The organism is Chryseobacterium sp. MMS23-Vi53 (genome assembly GCF_047651245.1).
Classification (GTDB): domain Bacteria; phylum Bacteroidota; class Bacteroidia; order Flavobacteriales; family Weeksellaceae; genus Chryseobacterium.
On the sequence record NZ_CP180265.1, the window covers coordinates 1,137,857 to 1,160,222 of the forward strand.

19 protein-coding genes are annotated in these 22,366 nt (G+C 35.1%); 6 read left to right on the forward strand and 13 right to left on the reverse strand.

Annotation, left to right across the window (positions count from 1 at the left end):
* Positions 1 to 546 precede the first annotated feature (546 nt).
* Together ACKX2A_RS05050 and ACKX2A_RS05055 are read left to right on the forward strand one after the other, a co-directional pair.
* Entirely contained in the window at positions 547 to 789 is a 243-nt protein-coding gene (locus ACKX2A_RS05050; protein ID WP_415328008.1) for a hypothetical protein, read from the forward strand.
* A gap of 45 nt (positions 790 to 834) precedes the next feature.
* A complete protein-coding gene (locus ACKX2A_RS05055; protein ID WP_415328010.1) occupies positions 835 to 2,277 on the forward strand; it encodes a contractile injection system tape measure protein in 1,443 nt (480 codons plus the stop codon).
* Positions 2,278 to 2,414: 137 nt separating this feature from the next.
* On the opposite strand, the gene ACKX2A_RS05060 is transcribed toward ACKX2A_RS05055, so the two are convergent.
* The 11 genes from ACKX2A_RS05060 to ACKX2A_RS05110 all read right to left on the reverse strand — a co-directional run bounded on the left by ACKX2A_RS05060 (position 2,415) and on the right by ACKX2A_RS05110 (position 16,636).
* Complete coding sequence (locus ACKX2A_RS05060; RefSeq protein WP_415328011.1) at positions 2,415 to 5,618, reverse strand: T9SS type A sorting domain-containing protein; 3,204 nt, start codon at positions 5,616 to 5,618, stop codon at positions 2,415 to 2,417.
* 18 nt (positions 5,619 to 5,636) lie between these two features.
* The gene (locus tag ACKX2A_RS05065) at positions 5,637 to 6,815 is read right to left on the reverse strand and encodes a hypothetical protein (RefSeq protein ID WP_415328013.1); all 1,179 of its coding nucleotides are present in this window, start codon (positions 6,813 to 6,815) and stop codon (positions 5,637 to 5,639) included.
* 513 nt (positions 6,816 to 7,328) lie between these two features.
* The gene (locus ACKX2A_RS05070) at positions 7,329 to 8,111 is read right to left on the reverse strand and encodes an SDR family oxidoreductase (RefSeq protein ID WP_415328015.1); all 783 of its coding nucleotides are present in this window, start codon (positions 8,109 to 8,111) and stop codon (positions 7,329 to 7,331) included.
* 236 nt (positions 8,112 to 8,347) lie between these two features.
* Positions 8,348 to 9,172, reverse strand: coding sequence for an amidohydrolase family protein (locus ACKX2A_RS05075; protein ID WP_415328017.1), 825 nt, complete (start codon positions 9,170 to 9,172; stop codon positions 8,348 to 8,350).
* 27 nt (positions 9,173 to 9,199) lie between these two features.
* Positions 9,200 to 9,529, reverse strand: coding sequence for an L-rhamnose mutarotase (locus tag ACKX2A_RS05080; protein WP_415328019.1), 330 nt, complete (start codon positions 9,527 to 9,529; stop codon positions 9,200 to 9,202).
* Positions 9,526 to 10,377: a fumarylacetoacetate hydrolase family protein gene (locus ACKX2A_RS05085; protein WP_415328021.1), complete on the reverse strand. Its 852-nt coding sequence runs from the start codon at positions 10,375 to 10,377 to the stop codon at positions 9,526 to 9,528. The genes ACKX2A_RS05080 and ACKX2A_RS05085 overlap by 4 nt, the downstream gene beginning before the upstream one ends.
* 236 nt (positions 10,378 to 10,613) lie before the next feature.
* Positions 10,614 to 11,378 (reverse strand): SDR family NAD(P)-dependent oxidoreductase, encoded by a 765-nt coding sequence (locus tag ACKX2A_RS05090; protein WP_415328023.1) that lies wholly within the window; start codon positions 11,376 to 11,378, stop codon positions 10,614 to 10,616.
* Between the two features lie 204 nt (positions 11,379 to 11,582).
* Positions 11,583 to 13,223, reverse strand: coding sequence for a UxaA family hydrolase (locus tag ACKX2A_RS05095; RefSeq protein WP_415328025.1), 1,641 nt, complete (start codon positions 13,221 to 13,223; stop codon positions 11,583 to 11,585).
* 124 nt (positions 13,224 to 13,347) lie between these two features.
* Positions 13,348 to 14,628 carry an L-fucose:H+ symporter permease gene (gene fucP / locus ACKX2A_RS05100; protein WP_415328027.1) on the reverse strand — a complete coding sequence of 427 codons (1,281 nt, stop codon included), beginning with the start codon at positions 14,626 to 14,628 and terminating at the stop codon, positions 13,348 to 13,350.
* Positions 14,629 to 14,972: 344 nt separating this feature from the next.
* The gene (locus tag ACKX2A_RS05105; protein WP_415328029.1) at positions 14,973 to 15,605 is read right to left on the reverse strand and encodes an NAD(P)H-dependent oxidoreductase; all 633 of its coding nucleotides are present in this window, start codon (positions 15,603 to 15,605) and stop codon (positions 14,973 to 14,975) included.
* A 23-nt stretch (positions 15,606 to 15,628) separates the two neighbouring features.
* On the reverse strand, positions 15,629 to 16,636 hold the full coding sequence (locus ACKX2A_RS05110) for a VOC family protein (RefSeq protein WP_415328031.1): 1,008 nt from the start codon (positions 16,634 to 16,636) through the stop codon (positions 15,629 to 15,631).
* A gap of 293 nt (positions 16,637 to 16,929) precedes the next feature.
* Here ACKX2A_RS05110 and ACKX2A_RS05115 point away from each other — a divergent pair, with 293 nt between their 5' ends.
* Both ACKX2A_RS05115 and ACKX2A_RS05120 read left to right on the forward strand, forming a co-directional pair.
* Positions 16,930 to 17,373: a nuclear transport factor 2 family protein gene (locus ACKX2A_RS05115; protein ID WP_415328032.1), complete on the forward strand. Its 444-nt coding sequence runs from the start codon at positions 16,930 to 16,932 to the stop codon at positions 17,371 to 17,373.
* Between the two features lie 68 nt (positions 17,374 to 17,441).
* On the forward strand, positions 17,442 to 18,410 hold the full coding sequence (locus tag ACKX2A_RS05120; RefSeq protein ID WP_415328033.1) for a helix-turn-helix domain-containing protein: 969 nt from the start codon (positions 17,442 to 17,444) through the stop codon (positions 18,408 to 18,410).
* 121 nt (positions 18,411 to 18,531) lie between these two features.
* Here ACKX2A_RS05120 and ACKX2A_RS05125 read toward each other — a convergent pair whose 3' ends face one another.
* Both ACKX2A_RS05125 and ACKX2A_RS05130 read right to left on the reverse strand, forming a co-directional pair.
* Positions 18,532 to 19,293: an SDR family NAD(P)-dependent oxidoreductase gene (locus ACKX2A_RS05125; RefSeq protein ID WP_415328034.1), complete on the reverse strand. Its 762-nt coding sequence runs from the start codon at positions 19,291 to 19,293 to the stop codon at positions 18,532 to 18,534.
* A gap of 212 nt (positions 19,294 to 19,505) precedes the next feature.
* Positions 19,506 to 20,084 carry a Crp/Fnr family transcriptional regulator gene (locus tag ACKX2A_RS05130; RefSeq protein ID WP_415328036.1) on the reverse strand — a complete coding sequence of 193 codons (579 nt, stop codon included), beginning with the start codon at positions 20,082 to 20,084 and terminating at the stop codon, positions 19,506 to 19,508.
* Positions 20,085 to 20,275: 191 nt separating this feature from the next.
* On the opposite strand from ACKX2A_RS05130, the gene ACKX2A_RS05135 reads away from it, so the two are divergent.
* Both ACKX2A_RS05135 and ACKX2A_RS05140 read left to right on the forward strand, forming a co-directional pair.
* Complete coding sequence (locus ACKX2A_RS05135; protein WP_415328037.1) at positions 20,276 to 20,761, forward strand: hypothetical protein; 486 nt, start codon at positions 20,276 to 20,278, stop codon at positions 20,759 to 20,761.
* A 373-nt stretch (positions 20,762 to 21,134) separates the two neighbouring features.
* The gene (locus tag ACKX2A_RS05140; protein ID WP_415328039.1) at positions 21,135 to 22,313 is read left to right on the forward strand and encodes a serine hydrolase domain-containing protein; all 1,179 of its coding nucleotides are present in this window, start codon (positions 21,135 to 21,137) and stop codon (positions 22,311 to 22,313) included.
* Positions 22,314 to 22,366: the final 53 nt, after the last annotated feature.

Sequence of the window (22,366 nt, forward strand, 5' to 3'; positions counted from 1 at the left end):
GTAAATAGAATTTTCTTTTTTCAATAAGCAATGAAAAAAGAAATCAAATAAAACAATAATAATCAGACACTTAAAATAAAAATAAAGAATTAAAATTTTAATAAAAACTCTCTTAATCCAAACCTAGTGAAATGTGTGTGCGGAAATTTGGTATTTATTTTTTGTAGAAAATTCTTTTATTTAAATATGAATTTGATGATTAATTAATCATCAATTTTTATGATTTTAAGTTTAGCTTTTGAAATCAATATTTATCATGAAAAATTCCGATTAATCATGAATTGTTGCTTTAAAATATTCTTCATTGTAATATTCCTTTATACAGGAAAATGTCTAAAATTTTCAAACCTGTTTTGTTACGAACTGTTTCATCATCTACTGCAAAGACAGAATAGAAGCCCCTAATTATTCGTAAAAAAACTTCGTCTTCCTCTAATTTTGACCCCAATAATTTTAAAAACTATTCACATGAATATTAAAAATCTTTTTGGCAAACGCAATGAAATCATTGGTGGCCATTTTAATGAAATCCGCTCAAAAATGGGCATGGCAAATCAAAATGAGGAAGCCGTTTTCGCTATCAGAGAAGAAATTTGCAACGCTTGTCCTCTTAAAAACGGCAACAACTGCAATGCTATGAAATGGATGAATCCCGAAACACTTGAAATTGCAGATGGTCCGAAAGACGGCTTTATCAGAGGTTGCGGATGCAGATTGAGCGCCAAACAAAGATCGAAGCTAAGTCTTTGCCCTGCAGGTTTCTGGGGAGGAGAATTCGACAAAAAGTAAAAACGGTGCAGCGAGTATAATATTCTATAATTAACCCTATTTGAAGTGAAGCAAGATCATATAATTCAGAAAGTTTTTGTTGAAATTACTGTAAACAGCAAAGAAAAAGCATATCGTATAAAAGATGATATCAGCAGTTTTTTATCTATGAATGTTTTTCAGGAAATAGAAAAATATCTCAATTCATTAGAATATAAATTAGCAGGTCGCACCCTTCAAATTCCTCGATTAGAATTGAATCTGGATGTGAACAACAGTGAATTGAATGCTGAATTAAAAGATAAAATTGCTCAACTCTTCAAGGAAGAACTGTCAGAGGTTTCAAATCCGTTGGGAAAATCAGATCAAGAATCAGAAGATTATTCTAAGGCTTCTTTAATTGGCAACCAAGAGAAAATACTACAAACATTTATCTTTTTTTTAGAAAATGGATATATGCCTTGGTGGAATTCGGAGAAAAAAGGAGTCAGATTTTTAGAACCAAATGTATTTGAAAGTCTTATTTCGGATAATAATTTTTCCAAAAGTATTGTTCCTGTTTTGTCGAAGAAAAATGTTCAGGAGCGAATCATCAATCAACTTTCAGATGAACAGATTTCTCAATTGTGTTTGGCAGTTTTAAAAAATAAGGAATTAGAAATCAACTTAGAAGCTGATGTAATACACCATATTTCAAAACTGAATTATGATAACAGAACTATCATATGGCGTTTGGTACTAAGTGTAATATCAGAATATTTAGCTGTATCAAATAATAATCTTAGGGAATATCTTTTACAACAAATATCAAAAGCTCCGCTAGCAGGATTGTCGAAGGTAAAAGACAACCGTAAAAACTGGATAACTTTAGTTGAGATATTCCCTTTTATTGAAAAAAAGGAAATTCTTGAAATTATAGAAAATAATAAAATCAATAACCATGAAAACTTAATAGATTCAACAGAAATTATTCATCAACAGAACGAAGAAATTCGTAAAGAAACAAGCCAAAATGAAGGACAATATGTACAAAATGCAGGTCTTATTCTAATACATCCTTTCATAAAAACTCTTTTTGAATATTGTGATCTTTTGGACCTCAAAACCATGCAACTTACGGATCCTGAATTGTGTGCTCATTTATTACATTATATTGCCACAGGAAATACAAAAGCTCCAGAATATGATATGATTTTTGAAAAATTTTTATGCAATATTCCATTGAATCAAACCATTAACCGACATCTAAAACTTTCTCGTAAACATAAAACACAAGCAAAAAATGTAATTGAAAGTGTGCAATACAACTGGGCTCCAATGAAAAAATCATCTGCTGCATTATTACAGAACGAGTTTTTTCAGCGTTCCGGGAAATTGGTAATTACAGATTATGAATACAATCTTACGGTAGAACGAAAAACGCAAGATATTTTACTGGATAAGCTTGGTTGGGGAATCGGCCTTGTGAAATTGCCATGGAAGGAAAAGTTTATTCTTGTAAACTGGTAATGGTTTTCTTTTCTAATATCTTACAGTTTAAACAAATTTACTGAATAACCATCATAAAAAAACAAACGGCTCCACTTAATTCAAGCGGAGCCGTTTTTATGTTCTGTAAAACAATTTGGTTTAAAGTTTTTCTAAACTTATCGTTTGATTACTTTTACTGTTTTCACTGTGTTGTTGATTCCATTTACCTGAACCAGATAAACTCCTGATGCAAATCCTGAAAAATCAACCGTTCCTTTTGTATCATTAATAACTTTAGTCGTTACCAATTGTCCCGCTGCACTGTAAACCGTCACCGAAACAATCTTTTCATTGTAAGAAACATGTAGATAATCCTGTACCGGATTCGGGAAAACTTTTAAATTATCATTGTTTGATCTTGTTGAGGTTTCATCTACTGCTAAATTAGTTATAGGACAGCCGACAGGAACAAAAATTTTCTTACTAATATTTGTATCATCTCCTAACTGACCATAAGTATTGCTACCACAACTTGATAAAAGTCCGCTCGTATTCACAACAAGAACATTATCTACATTTGCAGCAATAACCTGTCTATCAGTAGAATTCCCGATCTTTGTTGGGATCAATCTGTCTATCGTTGTTCCGTCACCCAATTGTCCGGAATTATTTCTACCCCATGTCCAAAGTGTGCCATCTGTTTTTATTGCGACAGAAGAATAATCGTAATTAGCAACAATACTTCGCCAGTTGGTTTCGGTTCCAATTTGAATTGGAGTATAACTATTCGTCTTAGTTCCGTTACCCAATTGTCCATAGAAATTATATCCCCATGCCCAAAGCGTTCCATCTGTTTTAATACCTAAGGAATGCACAGATCCTCCGGCAACACTTTTCCAATTCGTAGCTGTTCCTATTTGTATTGGGCTGGTTTTGCTTACTTGAGTTCCATCACCTAATTGGAAAGCTGTATTATCTCCCCAACCCCATAATGTTCCATCAGTTTTTATAGCAAAAGTATGTTCTGATCCGGGTGCGATGGTTTTCCAGTTATTTGCTGTTCCTATTTGAACTGGAGCAGATTTGTCTATCGTCGTTCCGTCACCAAGCTGACCGCGTAAATTACGTCCCCAAGCCCAAAGAGTTCCGTTTGATTTCAAAGCTACTATATAATTATCGCCACTAGCAACACTTACCCAGTCGGTTCCTGTTCCGATCTGAACCGGAGCCGTTTTATTAGCTGTCGTTCCATCTCCTAGTTGCCCATATAGATTTTGTCCCCATGTCCATATTGTTCCATTAGCCTTTAATGCAACAGAGTGATAATTTCCAGTTGCTATTTTTATCCAGTTATTATCGGTTCCAATCTGTGTCGGGATTCTTTTTGAACTTAAAGATCCAATTCCCAATTGTCCGTAATTATTATTCCCCCATGCCCATATTGTACCGTCTGCTTTTAGACCTACAGAATGAATATATCCGGCACTTACACTTTGCCAGCAGCCTGTTGTAGATGAAGGAAGTGTAGTAAAAGTACCTCCCGATATCCAATTTCCTTGGCTCGTTCCACAATCAGAAGCCACCCACCAATAATAAGTGGTATTCGGTAATAAATTGGATAAATTTACCGTATTAGATAAGGAAGTTCCATTGATACCTCCAACGATTGGATTTGTACTATAAAAATACATATAACCTCCATTTGCCGATTGTGATGTTGCCCAGTTAAGAGTAGCCGTTGAAGAGGTAATGTTACTTGTTGAAAATTGTGCCGGAGGAGTACAGCTTGAAGGACAAGCAATAGAATTAAACACTGTTTTCTGAATATTTGTATCATCACCCAGCTGACCAAATTCATTTCCTCCAGAAACTTTTAAAAAGCCATCGACATTTTTTTGAAGCGTATGAGAACCTCCCGCAGAAATTAAAACATTATCTGATGATGATCCCACCTGAGTAGGTATTGTAGTAAGCGTAGATCCACTTGTACCATTACCCAATTGCCCATAATAGCTATTGCCCCATGACCAAAGTGTTCCGTTTGTTTTTATTGCAAAGGTAAAAACGCTTCCGGCAGATATATTTTGCCAATTGGTATCCGTTCCTATTTGAACTGGAGTATATCTATCTGTTGTTGTTCCGTCGCCCAATTGTCCGTATCCATTGTATCCCCAACCCCATAATGTTCCGTCTGTTCTCATGCCAATAATATGCTCACGGCCAGAAGTTACATTTTTCCAATTCGTAGCTGTTCCCACTTGAACTGGATTAGTTTTTAACGGTACACCAACACCCATTGGCTGAGCATAGGCATTATACCCCCATTCCCAAAGCGTTCCGTTTGTTTTAATGGCAACACTATGAGTCCAGCCTGCTGTAACAGTTTGCCAGCTCGTTTCTGTTCCGATTTGTGTAGGTACAAGTTTATCTACAGTTGTACCAATACCTAATTGCCCGGAGCTATTATACCCCCAACTCCAAAGTGTTCCGTCATTTCTTAGGGCTACCGTGTGATACTGGCCTGGTGCAATATTTTTCCAGTTTGCAGCTGTTCCGATTTGAGTGGGTGTAAGTTTATCAATTTTAGTTCCATCACCCAATTGCCCGTATTCATTAAGTCCCCATGCCCATAAAGTTCCATCTGTTTTAAGAGCAAAGGTATTGTAAGTTCCTGCAAATACTTTTAACCAATTATTCGCTGTTCCGATTTGAGTTGGAACATTAGTCGACACAATGGTTCCGTCTCCGAGCTGTCCTCTAGAATTATCTCCCCATGCCCATAATGTTCCGTCTGTTTTTATTCCTATTGAATGACTAATACCTGCACTGAGAGTTTCCCAGCAACCTGTAGATGTTGGATTCTGTACATTAATTACATTTTTAAAAACAGGCCCCCATACACCTGTGTTATCTTTTACACGAACATTAAAGATGTGTAAGCCAGGAGCTGGTAAAGCGATTCCTGTTTTGGTTAATTGCTCAAAAGAACTATCAAAATTTCCGTCAGCAGCTAATACAGGAGTTCCACTTCCTACTCCCGGATCGGTATCCCAAAAGTATTCGGCTTGTGCAAGAGCCATTATGGTAGATGTTGGAGTCTGCTGTACATTAATAATATTGGTAAAAACAGGTCCCCAAACACCTGTGTTGTCTTTTATACGAATACATAGTTTATGCAAACCATTACCAGGAGCAGCAATCCCTGTTTTGGTTAATTGTTCAAAAGCACTGTTGAAGCTTCCGTCTGTAGCTGATACAGAAGTTCCGTTTCCTGCGCCGGGGTCGGTGTCCCAAAAATACTCGGCCTGGCTTACGAACATTTGTGCAGGGCACAATATTATCATAAGCAAAGCGATGATACTATAGATATATTTATTCATCTGTCTTATAATTAATAATTATTTAGAAAAACCAGATCCGGTGATATTCAAGGTACCACTGCTAATGGTTCTTGGTGTTAGCAAATAATTTACCTGAGGCTTACCTCCGCTATCTGCCGGCCAGTAATTTGACCAGCTGTTTGAACCCCCATAGTGTCCCGCATCGTTTCTTGTTAAATCTAAATCGGTGTAATTCACGTCAGGATTTCCGGCATTTGCATTCATCCCGCTTATTGTGTAATCTGTATTGTTGAAATTCATATTTACAGATCCTGTATTGTTGCTTTGCGTCATTGTACCCTGTGTTACAAACGCGTTGGTAAATACATTATAAGTAGCTGTCACATTAGCAGTGCTGCTATTATTTTGAATACAGACATTGGTTTGACCTACCACAAAGGAAGCTGCATTATTCATAATATTAATATTTCCAGAATTTGCAATGTTCAAATTGATAAAAAACGGAGCAACATCACCCGCATTCGGCTTGTAGACTGTATTGTTAACAATTTCGTTCGAACTGCCCGGTTTAAGGGAGAACACATAAAATCCGGAGCAAAAATTATTGTAGAATTTGAAATTATAATTAGGCTGAGAGTTCTCTATACTAATATCAGATTTATTTCCATAGACTTCTATATCTGTCGTTGCAGGAGTGGTATCTGTCTCAATAGTATTAGCAACTATAGACTGTGCTTTATTAGCTGTAATTCTTCCATGAGAAAAAACCAAACTTCCTCTAACGATAGATCCTGAAATATTGGTCGTTGTATTTGTTTTATTAGTAAAAACATTATTCAGATAGCAGTTATACAGGTTGATAGTCGTTCTTCCACCCGTTGTAGGTCCGTTTGCTGTTATATTATAAATACTATAGTCTCCTGAGCTCAAACTACTGATATTCACCACTCTTCCTGCTGCAGGATTGATCGTAATAGTTCCCTGAATAAAATATTTATTATAAATAGTTTCAGAAAGAAAAGTCAGGGATTTATTGATGGTAATGTTTTCTACATAAGCAGTTCCATTCGTTTTGGGTTGAATGATGATCCTATCTCCGTCTGAAGCGGCCGTAATGGCTGCACTCACGGTAGAATAAGCTCCGCCTGCTCCGTTATTTCTAACATAAAGATCGGCTGCAAAAGCCATAGTACTGCATAGACCTGTCAAGGCAATGGTCACTAGTTTTTTTGTCATAATAGTAAAAAGATTAAATGGTTTAATATATCTTTGGTTTTAGATATCTGTTTTTTAGATCTGAACACAAAAATTTTACAATTAAAAATAAATATGGGTCTACATCAACGAATAGATCCAATTTAGAACGTTTTCATAGTGCATAAATCTTTAAAGAAAATTAAAGATTCAATGTTATTTTAAATTGTAGGAAATAATTAGTTTTGATGAACTAATGAGATGTCTGATATTTTTTTTGATTTTCATGGTTTTGGTTTAAATAGGTTTTAGTTTTTTTAACAATATTTTATCACTTACGATTTATATTGCGGAATGCAAAAGTATAGTTTTTCTTACAGATCATCAAATAGTTGAAAAAAATAACAGCGATTTAATTTTTCATGTGGTATCTGTAAATTTTCAGAATTATATAATCTACCTTTTGAAGCAAAAAGAGATTATATTATAACTAAATACCGTCACCATAATCTAGGCAACGGTAAATTTTTATCATATCTTAAATTTTTGAAAAAACTATCCCAAGCTCCTATCCAAATGTACATATCCACCATCCACATGAATCAATTGTCCTGTTGTATGTGATGATTTTTCTGATAATAAAAATGCAACCATATTCGCAATTTCTTCCGAAGTTGTCATTCTGTTTTCTAATGGAATTTTTGAGGTAATAGTTTTCAATTTTTCCTCCGGATTTTCAAAAGTAGAAATCCAAGATTGGTAAAGTGGAGTCCATGCTTCGGCAACAATAACCGCATTTACACGAATACCGTAAGGTAAAAGTTCGACCGCCCATTCTCTAGTTAACGCATTTCTGGCACCATTCGCAGCAGCGTAGCCGGAAGTTCCACCTTGTCCAGTTTCTGCAGTTTTACTACCAATATTCACGATTGAGCCTTTACTTTCTTTAAGATAAGGAAGCGCGCGATGCACCAAAAGGTAATAATGCACCACATTCTTATGATAAGATGCCATAAATCCTTCATAAGAACCATTTTCCAAACCAACACCATCATTTACTCCAGCGTTATTCACAATTCCATCAATTTTGCCATATTTTTTTATGACTTCATCAATTGATTTTTTGCATTCTTCGGGTTGAGAAAGTTCAGCTGTTACAAAATCAGCTTTTCCACCGTTTTCGATGATTTCCTGAATGGCTTTTTTATTGTCCTCTTCATTTCTTCCGATGATGATTGGAAAAGCTTTTTCCTCGGCTAAAATTTTGGCAATACCGTTTCCGATGCCTTTTGCACCGCCGCTTACGATGATTATTTTATGATCTAAATTTAAATTCATAGTGTTATTTTAAACGCAAAGCGCGCAAAGTTTTCTTTTTAAAATTGTTATGCATATTTTTTCGTCCGCAAAGTCGTTTGACTACGTCGAATCTTCGATTTCACTCAGCAAAGATTAAAAAGTTTTATAATAGTTTTACCACACCGAAAAAAACTTCGATTTTTAAAACTTAGGTGTTCTAGATATTCTCAAAGTATTTAACTAAAATCTTTTGTGAATTTTGTGGTGAAAAAAAATTATAAATTGTAAAACTTTATAGCATTTCCAGAGAAAAAAAGCTCCTGTTCTTCCTTTGAAAACTGATTGACATATTTAGAAACCAATTCCAGCCACAATGCATAATTTCCGCCCAATAGCATGACAGGCCAATCGCTTCCGAAAACCAATCGCTCAATTCCAAATTGATCAAAAACAAAATCCAAAGCCTTAAAAATTGATTTTTCGTCAAATAAATTCCAATCTCCTTGTGTTAGAAGTCCTGAAATTTTACAATACATATTCGGATTTTCAGCCAATTCTGATAGGTTTGATTTCCAATCTTTTAAATCATTCATTTTTAAATTTGGTTTTCCGCAATGATCTAAAATGAAAGGCTGGTCTGGTAATTTTTCAGAAAGTTTTACCGCATCAAAAAGCTGATTTTGTCTTAACAAAATATCAAAAGTATAATTAAATTGATGAAGTTTCCTGATTCCATTAAGTATACTTTCCTTCAATAAAAATCCTGCTTCTTCGCCTTCAGCAATATGTCTGAAACCTTTAATTAATTTTTCAGATTGATAATTTTGAAGTGATTCTTCCAGTTTTTCAGAGGTCAAATCAATCCAACCGACAATTCCTTTAATAAAAGGATTTTCTTTAGCCAAATTCAACAAAAAAGAAGTTTCTTCATCACTTTGATCTGCCTGAACCGCAACACAACCTTCAACATGATTTTCATTGACATAAAACGAAAAGTTTTCCGGCAGAAAATCTGTCTGAATTGCAGCCATTTCATTTGTAATCCAGGCATCACGAATCGGATTAAACTTCCAAAAATGTACGTGAGAATCAATAATCATTTGAATTAATTTTAACTAAAATAAAATCTACAACGAAAATACTTTATCCATCAATTTCCACTTCTCTCCCGGCTTCGAATTGGGCAACTGCTGTTGAAATTTGGACATCAGCCCTTCCCATTCCTGAACTTTTGGATTATTATTATCTAATTCATTTTTAGTTTCGAAAGAAAAATTTTCATTGGTCTCAATAATCATTATCAATCGATTTTGAACACGATAAATTTCCATATTGGTAATTCCCGAATCCCAAATACTTTGCTTGATCTCCGGCCAGACATCTTGATGATATTTTTCGTACTCTGCGATCAATTCAGGATCATCAACCATATCAAGGGCTAAACAATATTTTTTCATCCTTCGTAAGATTTTACTTGCTGTGTACTGCTTCCTAAACCGTCAATTCCTAATTCAACAACATCTCCCGGCTTCAAATACCAAGGTTCTGGTTTTTGCCCCAAACCTACACCAGCAGGCGTTCCTGTTGTGATCACATCTCCTGGAAGCAACGTCATAAACTGGCTGATGTAGCTCACAACAAAAGGGATGTTGAAAATCAAATTAGAAGTGTTTCCATCCTGTAAGATTTGTCCGTTCACTTTCAGCCAAAGACGTAAATTATGAACATCTTGAATTTCGTCAGGCGTCGCAATAAAAGGACCGATTGGTGCAAACGTATCGCAGCTTTTTCCTTTTACCCATTGTCCGTTTCGCTCGATTTGAAAGGCTCTTTCGCTATAATCGTTGTGCAAAACGTATCCTGCAACGTGCTCAAGTGCATTTTCTTCCGAAACATAACTCGCTTTTTTACCAATCACAACGGCTAATTCAACCTCCCAATCGGTTTTTGTACTGTTTTTAGGAATGATTAAATCATCATTCGGACCGACAATCGCAGAAGTCGCCTTGAAAAATAGGATAGGTTCCTGCGGAATCGGAGCGTTAGTTTCTGCAGCATGATCTTTATAATTTAAACCTACACAAATAATTTTAGAAGGTCTTGCCAAAGGGGCTCCCAATCTTTCTTCTGAAGAAATTTCGGGTAAATTATGCGTGTGTATTTCAGATTTTAATCTTTCAATGGCATCACCGGAAAAGAAGTTTTCATCGTAATCTTTTATCAGATGAGAAACGTCATATCTTTTTTCACCGATAATGACTCCTGGTTTTTCCTGTCCCTGTTTTCCGAATTTTATTAATTTCATTTTTAAATTATATTAATTTGATTTTTGTTTTTGCCTAAAATTATTTTAACGCAAATGACGCTAAGATTTTTGTATTATCATTCTGCATATTTTTCGTTCGCAAAGGCGTTTCACTCAGCGAAGACAAATTGTTATCATTTGCTGAACGAAGTGCCTTTGCGAACGTATTTTTTTGTCAGTTTTAATTATGATCTTTGCGAGCATTGCGTTAAAGAAAGTAATTCTTAGATAATTTTTTAATTATTCAAAGTTGTAAAACCACCATCAATAGGATAATCTACACCCGTAATGAATGACGCTTCATCACTGCATAAATACAATGCCAAAGAAGCCACTTCCTCCGGTTGAGCCATTCTACCAATCGGTTGGGTTTTAGATAATTTTTTAAACATTTCGTCGATATTATCCGGATAATTTTTTTGTAAAAATCCATCAACAAAAGGCGTATGAACACGAGCCGGAGAAATAGAATTGCAACGAATATTTTCATTGATATAATCTTTCGCAACACTCATCGTCATTGCTTTTACCGCACCTTTTGCCGTACTGTACGCAAATCGGTCAGGAATTCCAACCAATGCTGCAATGGAAGCCATATTGATAATCACACCTCCATTAGATTTTCTCATCTGCGGAATTCCCGCAAACAGACAATTGTAAACACCTTTGATATTGACATTATACAATTTATCGAAATCTTCTTCTGAGGTGGTGTCCGCTTTTCCGATGTGTGCAATTCCGGCATTATTAATCAAAATATGAATCGCTCCAATTTGCTCGAAAACAGCTAAAACATCTTTCTGTTTTGAAACGTCACAGGCATAAACTTTTACATTTCCTCCGGCAGATTGTATTTTTTGCAGAGTTTCCTGTCCGTTTTGTTCTGTAATTTCGAGAATATGAACTTCCGCGCCATTTGCGGCAAGCTGAACGGCAATGGCTTGTCCAATTCCGCTTCCTCCGCCTGTCACGACGACTTTTTTATTTTTTAATGAAAACATTTTTGTAATTATTTTTTAATTTTTAACGCAAAGTGCGCAAAGATTTCTTTTTAATATAGTTCTGAATATTTTTCGTTCGCAAAGGCGTTTCACTCAGCTAAGGCTTACTCTTAGATTTTGTTTTTTTTCTTCAAACTTAATGTGAAGTCCAACAAACTTGGCTCTTTTTACTTTTACCTTGGTTCTTTTTACTTGGCTCTTCTATCAAAGACTCACTCCTCTTTTCCACGGGATAAAATCATCCTGATTCAATGCGACCGCTTTAGGAATAATATTTCCGCTTGCGACTTCAATGCAGAAATCTAAAATATCTTCACCCATTTCCTGAATCGTTTTTTCACCACGGACAACTGCACCGGTATCAATATCAATAATATCGGACATTTTTGTTGCCAACGCTGTATTGGTAGCCACTTTGATAACCGGACAAACCGGATTTCCTGTTGGTGTTCCAAGACCTGTGGTGAATAAAATTAAAGTTGCTCCTGATGCTGCTTTTCCAGTGGTTGCTTCCACATCATTTCCCGGTGTGCAAACTAAACTCAGTCCTGGCTTAGTTGCCGGTTCTGTGTAATCCAAAACATCGACAACAGGTGATGAACCTCCTTTCTTGGCTGCTCCAGCAGATTTTATGGCATCGGTAATCAATCCGTCTTTGATATTTCCCGGTGACGGATTCATGTAAAACCCTGAGCCGACTGCATGAGCGAGTTCATCATATTCCGTCATTAATTTGATGAATTTTTCAGCAGTTTCCTTATCTACAGAACGGTCGATTAATTCCTGCTCAACCCCACATAATTCTGGGAATTCTGCGAGTAAGACTTTAGCTCCTAAAACAGAAAGCATATCTGCAAGATGGCCAACCGCTGGATTGGCTGAAATGCCGCTGAAACCATCACTTCCTCCACATTTTACGCCAACACAAAGTTGGCTGAGCGGTGCATCTTCACGTTCGATTTTATTAATTTCGAGAAGTCCTTTTAATGTTCCGAAAATTGCATTTTTAAGCATTGTTTCTTCACTTTCGGCTTTTTGTTGTTCAAAAATCAATAAAGGTTTATCAAAGTCAGGATTTCTGTTGTATAAATCTCTTTTAAAGTTATCAATTTGAAGATGCTGACAACCCAAGCTTAGCAATGTGACCCCTGCAACATTGGGATGATCGGCATAAGAAGCCAACAATTTGCTGAGTGTATCTGCATCTTGTCTTGTTCCACCGCAACCGCCCGTGTGATTGAGAAATTTGATTCCGTCAACGTTTTTAAAAATTCTTTCTTTGGAGGGAATATTGGATGGTGAAAAATCAATATCATCCAAATTTTCTCCTTTTGAAATGGCTTCTACCAATTGGTGAGTGTAGCTTTTATATTTTGCATCAACAGAATATCCGAGTTCGTTGTAAAGGGATTCTTTGATGATATCCAAATTACGGTTTTCACAAAAAACGGTTGGAATAAAAAGCCAGTAATTGGCCGTTCCGACATCGCCATTTGAACGGTGATATCCTTTGAAAGTTTTATGTAGAAATCTGCTCACATCAGGTTTTGTCCAGTGATAATCGACTTCACGGTAATAATAAGGTTCGGCAGCGTGTTTTGTGTTATCTGTAGTCATTCGGGTTCCTGCTCCCAAATCATACTGAACTTTACCAACCAAAACGCCATACATAAAGATTTCATCACCTTGCTTCATGTCGTTCATGAAGAATTTATGCTTGGCAGGAATAGCTTCTAAAGTCTTGTATATTTCACCTTCGAAAATGATTTCGGTTTCTGCGGGAATATCCTGCAAAACGACCAAAACATTGTCTTTTTGATTTATTTTTAAAATTAAATTGCTCATTTTAAACTTTATTTTCTTTAAACGCAAAGTGCGCAAAGATTCTTCTTTAATGTTATTATGCATACTTTTCGTTCGCAAAGACGCTTCGCTCAGCAAAGACATAAAACGATTGTATTTCTATTAATTATGATGATGAATTTGTATTTCTGAATCTTAATGAAAACAGAAATACGATGATAAAACAGATGACAGGAACAACATATGATAAATGAATATTTCCTGAAATATCAGTGATTTTACTTGCTATTGGCGGAATGATTGCACCTCCCACAATCGACATAATTAATAAACTTGATGCGGATTTTGTTTCTGAACCGGCTCCTTCGATTCCTAAAGCAAAAATTGTCGGGAACATGATCGACATAAAAAATGTTAGTGCAACAAGTGCATACAACGTTGAAACTCCCGATCCTATAACGATCCAAATGGTTAAAAAAGTGCTGATTACACTATAAATTCCCAATAATTTTTGTGGCGAAATATATTTCATGAAAAACGTTCCTGCGAAACGTCCAATCATAAATAACAATCCTGCGACTCCTGCATAATATTTGGCTTCCTGACCTTTCATATTGACCGCATCTTCTGCGAAAACCAAAAGAAAGCTGAAGACATAAATTTGTGCTCCAATGTAAAAAAACTGAGCCAAAACTCCCCATCCGACATTTTTTACGCCCAGAACCTGTAAGAAATTCTTGGTTGATTTTTCTTTATTTTCCGATACTTCCGGAAGTTTTATGAAGAGAAATAAAATCATTACCAATAAAAGAATTAATCCTAAAATCAAGTAAGGTCCTTTTACCAAAGATGTTTCCGCTTGGATATAAGCTAATTTTGCAGATTCGGAAAGCGTAGAAAGTTCTTCCTGAGATTTTGGTTCTTCGCCCAGAATAAAAATCCCGCCAATGATGGGAGCAACAGAGGCTGCCAAACCGTTGAAAGACTGAGCGAAATTTAATCTTTGTGCTGCTTTTTCAGGTTCGCCTAAAATCGTAATATAAGGATTTGCTGCAGTTTCCAAAATCGCCAAACCGCACGATAGCACAAACAAGGCTCCCAGAAAAAACGGATAACTGATTGTATTCGCGGCGGGAATGAATAAAAAACAACCCGCTGCAAAAAAGAATAAACCCGTTAAAATTCCGGTTTTGTAACCGTATTTTTGAATAATGATTCCGGCGGGAATTGCAAGTAAAAAGTACGCCGCAAAAACCGATGAATCAACCAGTGAAGCCTGAAAATGACTTAATTGGAAAGCACTTCTTAAATGTTTAATTAAAATAGGGTCAAGATTATGGATGAATCCCCAAAAGAAGAACAGACTTGTGATAAGAATGAGCGGAAGACCATAGTTTTTCTTTTTTGAAACAGAAGAAAATGAGCTTTCAGTTTGGGCATTATTCATTGATCTGGTTTATTTTATAAATTACTATCCTTTTCTTAGCTTAAATTAAAAAGGTTAATCGATTGTACAATGAATTTTTTAAACTCAACATTTCACCAATTCTTCCTTAAAATTCAAACGTTTTCTGATTTTTTAAATGTATAAAAAAATTACAAAATAAAAACCGGGTGTACAGGATAGTACAAGATAGCTTAAAAAAATAACACTTTCTTTGAAGATTTACCAGTTTTATACTCTATTTCAAAAATAAAATGTATTTAAAATAAGAAATAAAAAAGCACAGCTTTCGAAACAAAGTGTGCCGTTTTTAGATAAATATTTTATCCTATTTTTTTTTAATAATTCTAAAGAAAAGTAACAAATTCTTCAAAAGGTTTCCGAACTTTTTCCTGTCTCAGATTCCAGTCGTTTTCCTGATCTCTGTAGCCTAAAGCCAATAGCATTGAACTACGTAAACCTTTAGATGAAAGTTTTAAAAATTCATCAAGAGCCATCGGATCAAAACCTTCCATCGGCGTTGAATCTATTCCTTCGGAAACAGCTGCAACAATAGCAAAACCTAATGCAATATTCGCCTGTTTTGCAGCATGATGAAAGTTTTCCTCAATACTCATATTTCCGAAAAATGTTTTCGCAAAATTCCTCTGGTTGCGGTAAGAATCAGCTTGTTTGTTTTGTTTTAAAATTAAATGATCAAAAACATGATCGATTCTTTCTTTCGTGTATTCGTCCCAAACTGCAAAAACCAAAAGATGCGAAGATTCCACAATTTGAGACTGGTTCATAGCAATCGGCAATATTTTCTTTTTGATTTCAGGATTACTGATAACGATAATTTCATACGGTTGCAATCCAATTCCGGAAGGCGCTAAATGAGCGGCTTCCAGAATTTTATTAATTTTTTTAGAGGGAATTTTTTCTCCCGTCATTCTCTTTGTCGCGTATCGCCATTGGAGAAGATCTATAATATTTTTCATGATAATTTTAAATTTGATTAAAATTATTTTTTCCCATCTACGAAAACATATAACTTCACCGCTTTTCCGTTTTCGAAAACAAATAGATCCATTCCGGTAACGGCATCGGGTTTTTCGGGAGTTCCGTTTTGCCAGTACAACCTTGCAATGTTGTGATTCACGTCGATTGCTTTGATATGAGAAAATTTAGAATTTGGATTTTTCTGCTGTACTCCATCAACAAAACCATTGATTTCTTTGTGACCGACAGCAACAAAATGACTATCAACCATTTTAATATCATCTGCATAAATTTTTGACATTAATGCTTCCCGTTTTTTAAGGTCTCTCTCGTTCCAGATTGCTAAATGTCCTTCAACTAAAGATTTAATTTCTGCTTCAGAAAGCGGTTTAGTATCTGATTTTTCGGTTTGAAATTTTACTGCATCTTTTGGTGACCATAAAATTGTTGTCGGATTTTTTTTCTCATAGCCTTTTCCGTCCGGATAAGAAACCAATTCCATTTTAGAACCCCACGGTGTTACAAAATAAACCCAAGTTTCGCCTTCTGTATCTCCTGAAGGCATCAAAAATGGCTCTCCTAAAAATTGTACGCCTTTACTTTTAAGATACGTTACACTTTTAATAATATCATTGGTATAAAAAGCGATATGACTTGCTCCGATATCGTCCCCTCCCGGTTGTTGTGTACTACCTTTATTGTCTTTATATTCAAATAATTCGATGTTGGCACCAGTTCCTGCTTTTACCATTTTGATGGTTACGGGACCGGTTTTCGCATTCATATGATTGTTCTTTTTCCAAGCATCATCCAGAGGAATCGGACCTAAAGTTGTCACTGCCGAAAATCCTAGCACATCGGTGAAAAAGTTCACCGCCTCCTTCATATCCGGAACGTTGATTCCCAAGTGATCTATTCCAAGAATTCCTGTTTTTTCCTGTGCTGAAGTGTTTGAAACTGCTGTTGATAATAAAAGTGCACTTGCCACTGCTGTTGCGTTAACTTTAATTTGTTTTTTTAAATTGCTCATTATGATCGTTTTTGTTGTTATTTAATGAAGCAAATTTCCAATATTCAGCAGCCTTTTTCCATTGACAAAAGCTTGAAAAAAAAGCAAACAAATGTCAATGAAAAAGGAAGGTTTAAACAGCTAAAACTCATTATTCAATAAAGTAATTAAACTACAAAAGCCAATATTGATTGATTTTTTAAAGTAATGCTTTGATTTTTTAAAACATCTCTATACAACTGAAAGCTAATTTTGTCATAGAAATTTACCTGAGAGCCAGGCTAAAAATTATTTAATCATAAAATTATTTTAAAATGAAAAGTAAAGAACAAATTAAAGCTGCAGCACAAAATGCATTTAAAAATCATTTAGAATTTTTGTCTACCGGTCAAATAGAAAAATGGGTAGAGCTTTTTGAAAATGATGGCGAACTGGAGTTTCCCTATGGTCCAAAGGATTTTCCTAAAAAAGTAAAAGGAAAAAAAGAATTATTTGAGTATATGAAAAATTTTCCTAAACATTTTAAAGTAGAGTTTCAAAATCTTCATTTCCATGCTACAGAAGATCCTACGCTGGTAATTGCAGAATTTACAAGTGAGGGAAATGCACTATCTACAGGTAAGCCTTATAATCAGAAATATATCTCTGTAGTAACCACCGATACAGAAGGAAAAATTTTAAAGTATGTAGACTTCTGGAATCCTATGGTTGCTCTGGAAGCTATCGATGCTCCTTTGAGTGAGTTTGTACAAGATTAAATTGAATACCATTAAATAGTCCGAAGATAGCATTCGGGCTATTTATCTTTTTCTTTAAAAATATCCATATGGGAAAAATTATTAGTTTTGTTGATGTAAAATATTTACTGAAAAGGTTGATGCTTTTAAAAATGACAAAACCAGAAACATTAGAAGAATATTACACCAAGTATAATTTCATTAAAACTCCTGATTTAAGCAGAGAAGAGGCCCATTTTAATGTTTTTAAAATTGAAGAGCTTTCTCCGGAATATGCCAATACAATCACGTACGGACGGAAGGATTATTTTAAAATTTGTTTGGTTACAGGAAAAAGTAAAATTCACTATGCCGATAAGAGTTTCGAAATTCTCGAAAACGGACTTTTATTTGCCAATCCTCTAATACCTTACAACTGGGAGCCATTAGAAAAAAAGCAGTCGGGATTCAGCTGTATTTTTACCGAATCATATTTCAATGAATTTGGGCATCTTAAAAAATATCCTGTTTTTCAGGTTGGTGGATATCCTGTTTTTGAATTGGAAGAGATAGAAAAAAACGCTCTGACAAGAATTTTCACTGAAATTATGAGTGAAAAAAATTCAAATTTCGAGTTTAAGGATGATGTTATCCGCAACAACATTTTACAATTGATCCATTCGGCTCTGAAAATGCGACCATCTTCAGATTTAATCGCTGAAAAAAATACGGCAGCAAATAGAATTACAACACTTTTTTTAGAGCTTCTGGAAAATCAGTTCCCAATTCGTAATACCCTCAACGGATTACCTTTACGAACTGCATCAGAATTTGCTGCCCAAATGGCTTTACACGTAAATCATCTCAATAAGTCCGTGAAAGAGATTACCCAAAAAACTACTTCAGACCTTATATCAGAACGGATTCTTCGTGAGGCTAAGATTATGCTTAAACACAGTTCGTGGGCAATTTCTGATATCGCATACAGTCTAGGTTTTGAAGGTTCGTCTCATTTCAGTACATTTTTTAAAAAGCGGCTTCAGATTTCACCAAGTCAGTTTAGGGGAACAAGAGAATGATTGAAACATTGAGGCGGTCTTGTAAATACTAAGAAAATTATAAAAAACAATGACGGCACAAAATTTTAAAAAAGGTCGGGACATATATCCCAACCTTATTAAATATTATTAAAAACTCAAATTATTCACTATATTTTGCCAACCATTTTGCTTTCAATTCTGCTCTCGCGTTGATGAATTCCAAATCTGTACCCTGTGCAACGGCATCCAATGGGAAACGTAGAGGGCGGGAACCTTCTTTCATCTGGATCAATTCTAAAATTCCGTCTGCAATGGTTTGCGGATTCATATTAAATTCTTTCATTTTGCCGAATAATGCAGCACCAATTGCATTGAACTGTTCTGTCGCAACTGGATCGTAAAGTGATGTAACTTCAGGTTTGTCGGCATTCACACCTGTTTTTTCTCCTGAATTCATTTCTGTCGGATAAACTCCCAGCTGAATAGAGACATTATCGATATTAAATTGTTTCAATTCGTCCTGCAGCCCTTCTGTAATACTTTCAACTCCAAATTTCGATGCAAAATATGGAACCATAAACGGTGATGTATGTGCGCTTGCTCCAGAAGTAATATTGATAATTAAACCACTCCTATTTTCTCTCATAGAAGGCAATACAGCTTGGTAAGTTCGGATAATACCATAAAAGTTAACTTCGAACATCTGGCGGATTCTGTCGAGGCTATACGCTTCCAGCAATCCAAATCCTGAAACGGCTGCGTTGTTCACCAATACATCGATTTTATTATATTTTTGAAGAACTTTTTCGAATGCATTGGTGACCGAAGCATCATCGGTAACATCGATTTCAACGACTTCTAAATTTGGGAGTGCTCCCAATTCTTTGGCTACGGTTTCATTTTTTCCTGAAACACCTCGCATTCCTGCGATTACGGTCTAGCCTGCGTTGGCAAGGGTTGTAGCAGTTAATTTTCCAAATCCTGTGCTCGTTCCTGTGATAAAAACTGTCTTATTCATTTTGTCTTATTTTTAATTGTTATTTTAATAAGGCAAAGATGCGGCAACAGGAAGCCTTCATCCATTGACAAAAGCTTGAAAAAAAAGCAAACAAATGTCAATGAAAATAAGATGTTCTATTTCTTAACCATGTTTCTGCGAAGTCTGGTAAGAGTTTCCGGAGTAATTCCGATGTAAGATGCAATCATATGTTGTGGTATACGATTAACGATATGAGGATATTTTTCTAGGAAATTCTGATATTTTTCTTCCGCCGAAAAACTGATATTGGCTAAAATTCTTCCTTGTGAAACAATAAAACTCTTCTGAATAATCTGATTCACAAGTTGATTGAGTTGAGGAATTTCTGCACATATTTTTTCGAAATCTGATTTTTCAATTAAAATCATTTCCGTTGGTTCGATGGCATCAATATTTAAAAGTGATGAAGTTCCGTTGTACAAACTTTCACGGTCGCCTGTCCAATAATTTTCCGGAGCGAAGTTGATGATGTGTTCTGTTCCGTTTTCAGCAATAGAAAATGTTTTTACCAAACCTCTGCAAATAAATGCGTTATAATGCCAAACCTCCCCTTCCTGAAGAAGAAACTGTTTTTTACGAAGTTTTTTTGGTTTGCAGACAGATTCTAATAATTGTACTTCCGAATCGGAAAGTTCTATTTTATCGGTAAGGTATTTTAGGAAAATATCGAACATTAATTTCTGGTTATAGAACAAATTTAATTATTATCTATTTAATTAAGATTATTTTTTTGATGCAAAGAATTATCAACAAGTTGATTTGATGAAGCTGCATTTTCAAGATTCAGGAAAACTGATATTTAGCATAATACTCTCCATATGGTCTTTTTTTAACTATTTTTACCGTACAATACATAAACAATAACATGAGAAAAATCCTATTTGCAGGAATATTGACTTTAGGCGGATTTCTAGCTACTAGCGCACAATGCAAAACTGTAACGAATATTACCGAAAATTTTGATACTTGGAAAGACATTAATAAATGCTGGACGGCTCAGGGAGGAAAAGCAATGCTTTATGCAAGTGATAAGAAAATTATATTTTACTCGATGACGAATCCTAGAGAAAATATGTATCTGGTTACTCCTAAAATCAAGGCTGGGAACTACACACTTTCGGTTGATGCTTCTGATAACGGAGGAGAAACTACGTTGGAATTATTTTCAATAAACAGTACTTCTGATGCAAAATCTTTTGTTTCTATTGTGAAAGCTTCGAAAATAACAGGCGATAAAAAAACATTTAATATTTCTTTGAAAAAGGACTCGTTTTTGGGACTGAAAGTTTTATTAAATGGCGTTCATCAGGCAGTTTATATGGATAATCTTTCCTTAAAACCGAGAAAATAATCTGATAAAAAATAAAACTTCTACAAGATTTTTGTTGGGGTAAATAATACTGAAAGTACTGCTTACAACTAAGTGGTACTTTTTTTATCATGCATTATTCTGAAATAAACTAACAGATTTCAATCAAATATTTTTCATTTTTTCCAAAGAAAAGGTAAAAAACAATAACTTTACCTCATCAAACTTTTCTAAAAATATCACACGCAATTCGCGTAATGTTTACGGCTTTATTCTAGAGTCGAAGATGATTTATTTATAAAATTCAGCAATATAATTTATGATTTTCGGGATGTCGGATATCTGATTTTTATTGCTTAGATTTCATTACTAAAAATCACCATTTCAAATCATTAACCATAAAATTTCAATTAATATGAAAAAATTCCCACTATTAGTCACATTACTATTATTTACCTCGTTTTGTTTTGGGCAACAATTAATTAAGCGGCTCGACGGTACAACAATTACCACAAATGAATTAACACAAAAAGTTGATACACTGATGGCTCGTGCAAAAGTTATCGGTCTTGAAATTTCGGTTTTTAATAACAAAAAACTGATTTATCTGAAGGCTTTCGGAAAATCGAATATTAAAACAGGAAAACCGTTGGAAATCACAACCAATATGTACGGAGCTTCCTTGAGCAAAGCCATATTTGCTGTTCTTGTCATGAAATTGGTTGAAGAAAAAATCATAAGCCTAGACAAACCCTTGCAGGAATACCTTCCAAAACCGATCTATGAATATCCTCACAAAGTATGGCATGAAGATTTTACAGCTTTGAAAGATGATCCTCGTTACAAAAAAATCACGGCAAGAATGTGTCTGAGCCACACCACCGGATTTCCCAACTGGAGATGGTTTGAACCCGATGAAAAGCTCCGCATAAAATATGAACCGGGAACTCGTTACAGCTATTCCGGTGAGGGATTGACCTATCTTCAGGTGGTTTTAGAAAAAATTACAGGAAAGTCTTTGGAAGATCTTGCACAGGAGAAAATTTTTAAGCCTTTGCAAATGTCGAATTCAAGTTATAAATGGCAACCTTTTTTTGAAACAGATTTCGCAAACGGACATGATAAAGACGGGAAAATCTACGAAAAAGACAAAGATAATGCACCACGAGGCGCCGGAACTTTAGAAACAACCATAGAAGATTACAGTAAATTTATTGAAGCAGTGCTGAATAAAAAAATTCTAAAATCATCGTCGTATCGAGAAATATTTTCACCTCAGATTCGCATTAAATCTAAAAATCAATTTGGACCGGGAGCGACTGTGGATGGAGATTTTAATGAAGATATTCAGCTCTCTTACGGTCTTGGATGGGGATTGATAAAAACACCTTACGGCAAAGCAGCCTTCAAAGAAGGTGCTGGTAGCGGTTTTCATCATTACGGAATTATTTTTCCGGATAAAGGCACTGCAATGGTCATCATGTCCAACAGCGAGCATGCAGAAGGCATTTTCAAATATCTTTTGGAATACGGAATTGGTGACAAATTCACTCCTTGGAAATGGGATCAGTATATTCCTTATGATCAGAAATAATTTAGATTAAAAAAATTAAAACTGAGACTGTCTTTGGATGGTCTCTTTTTTTG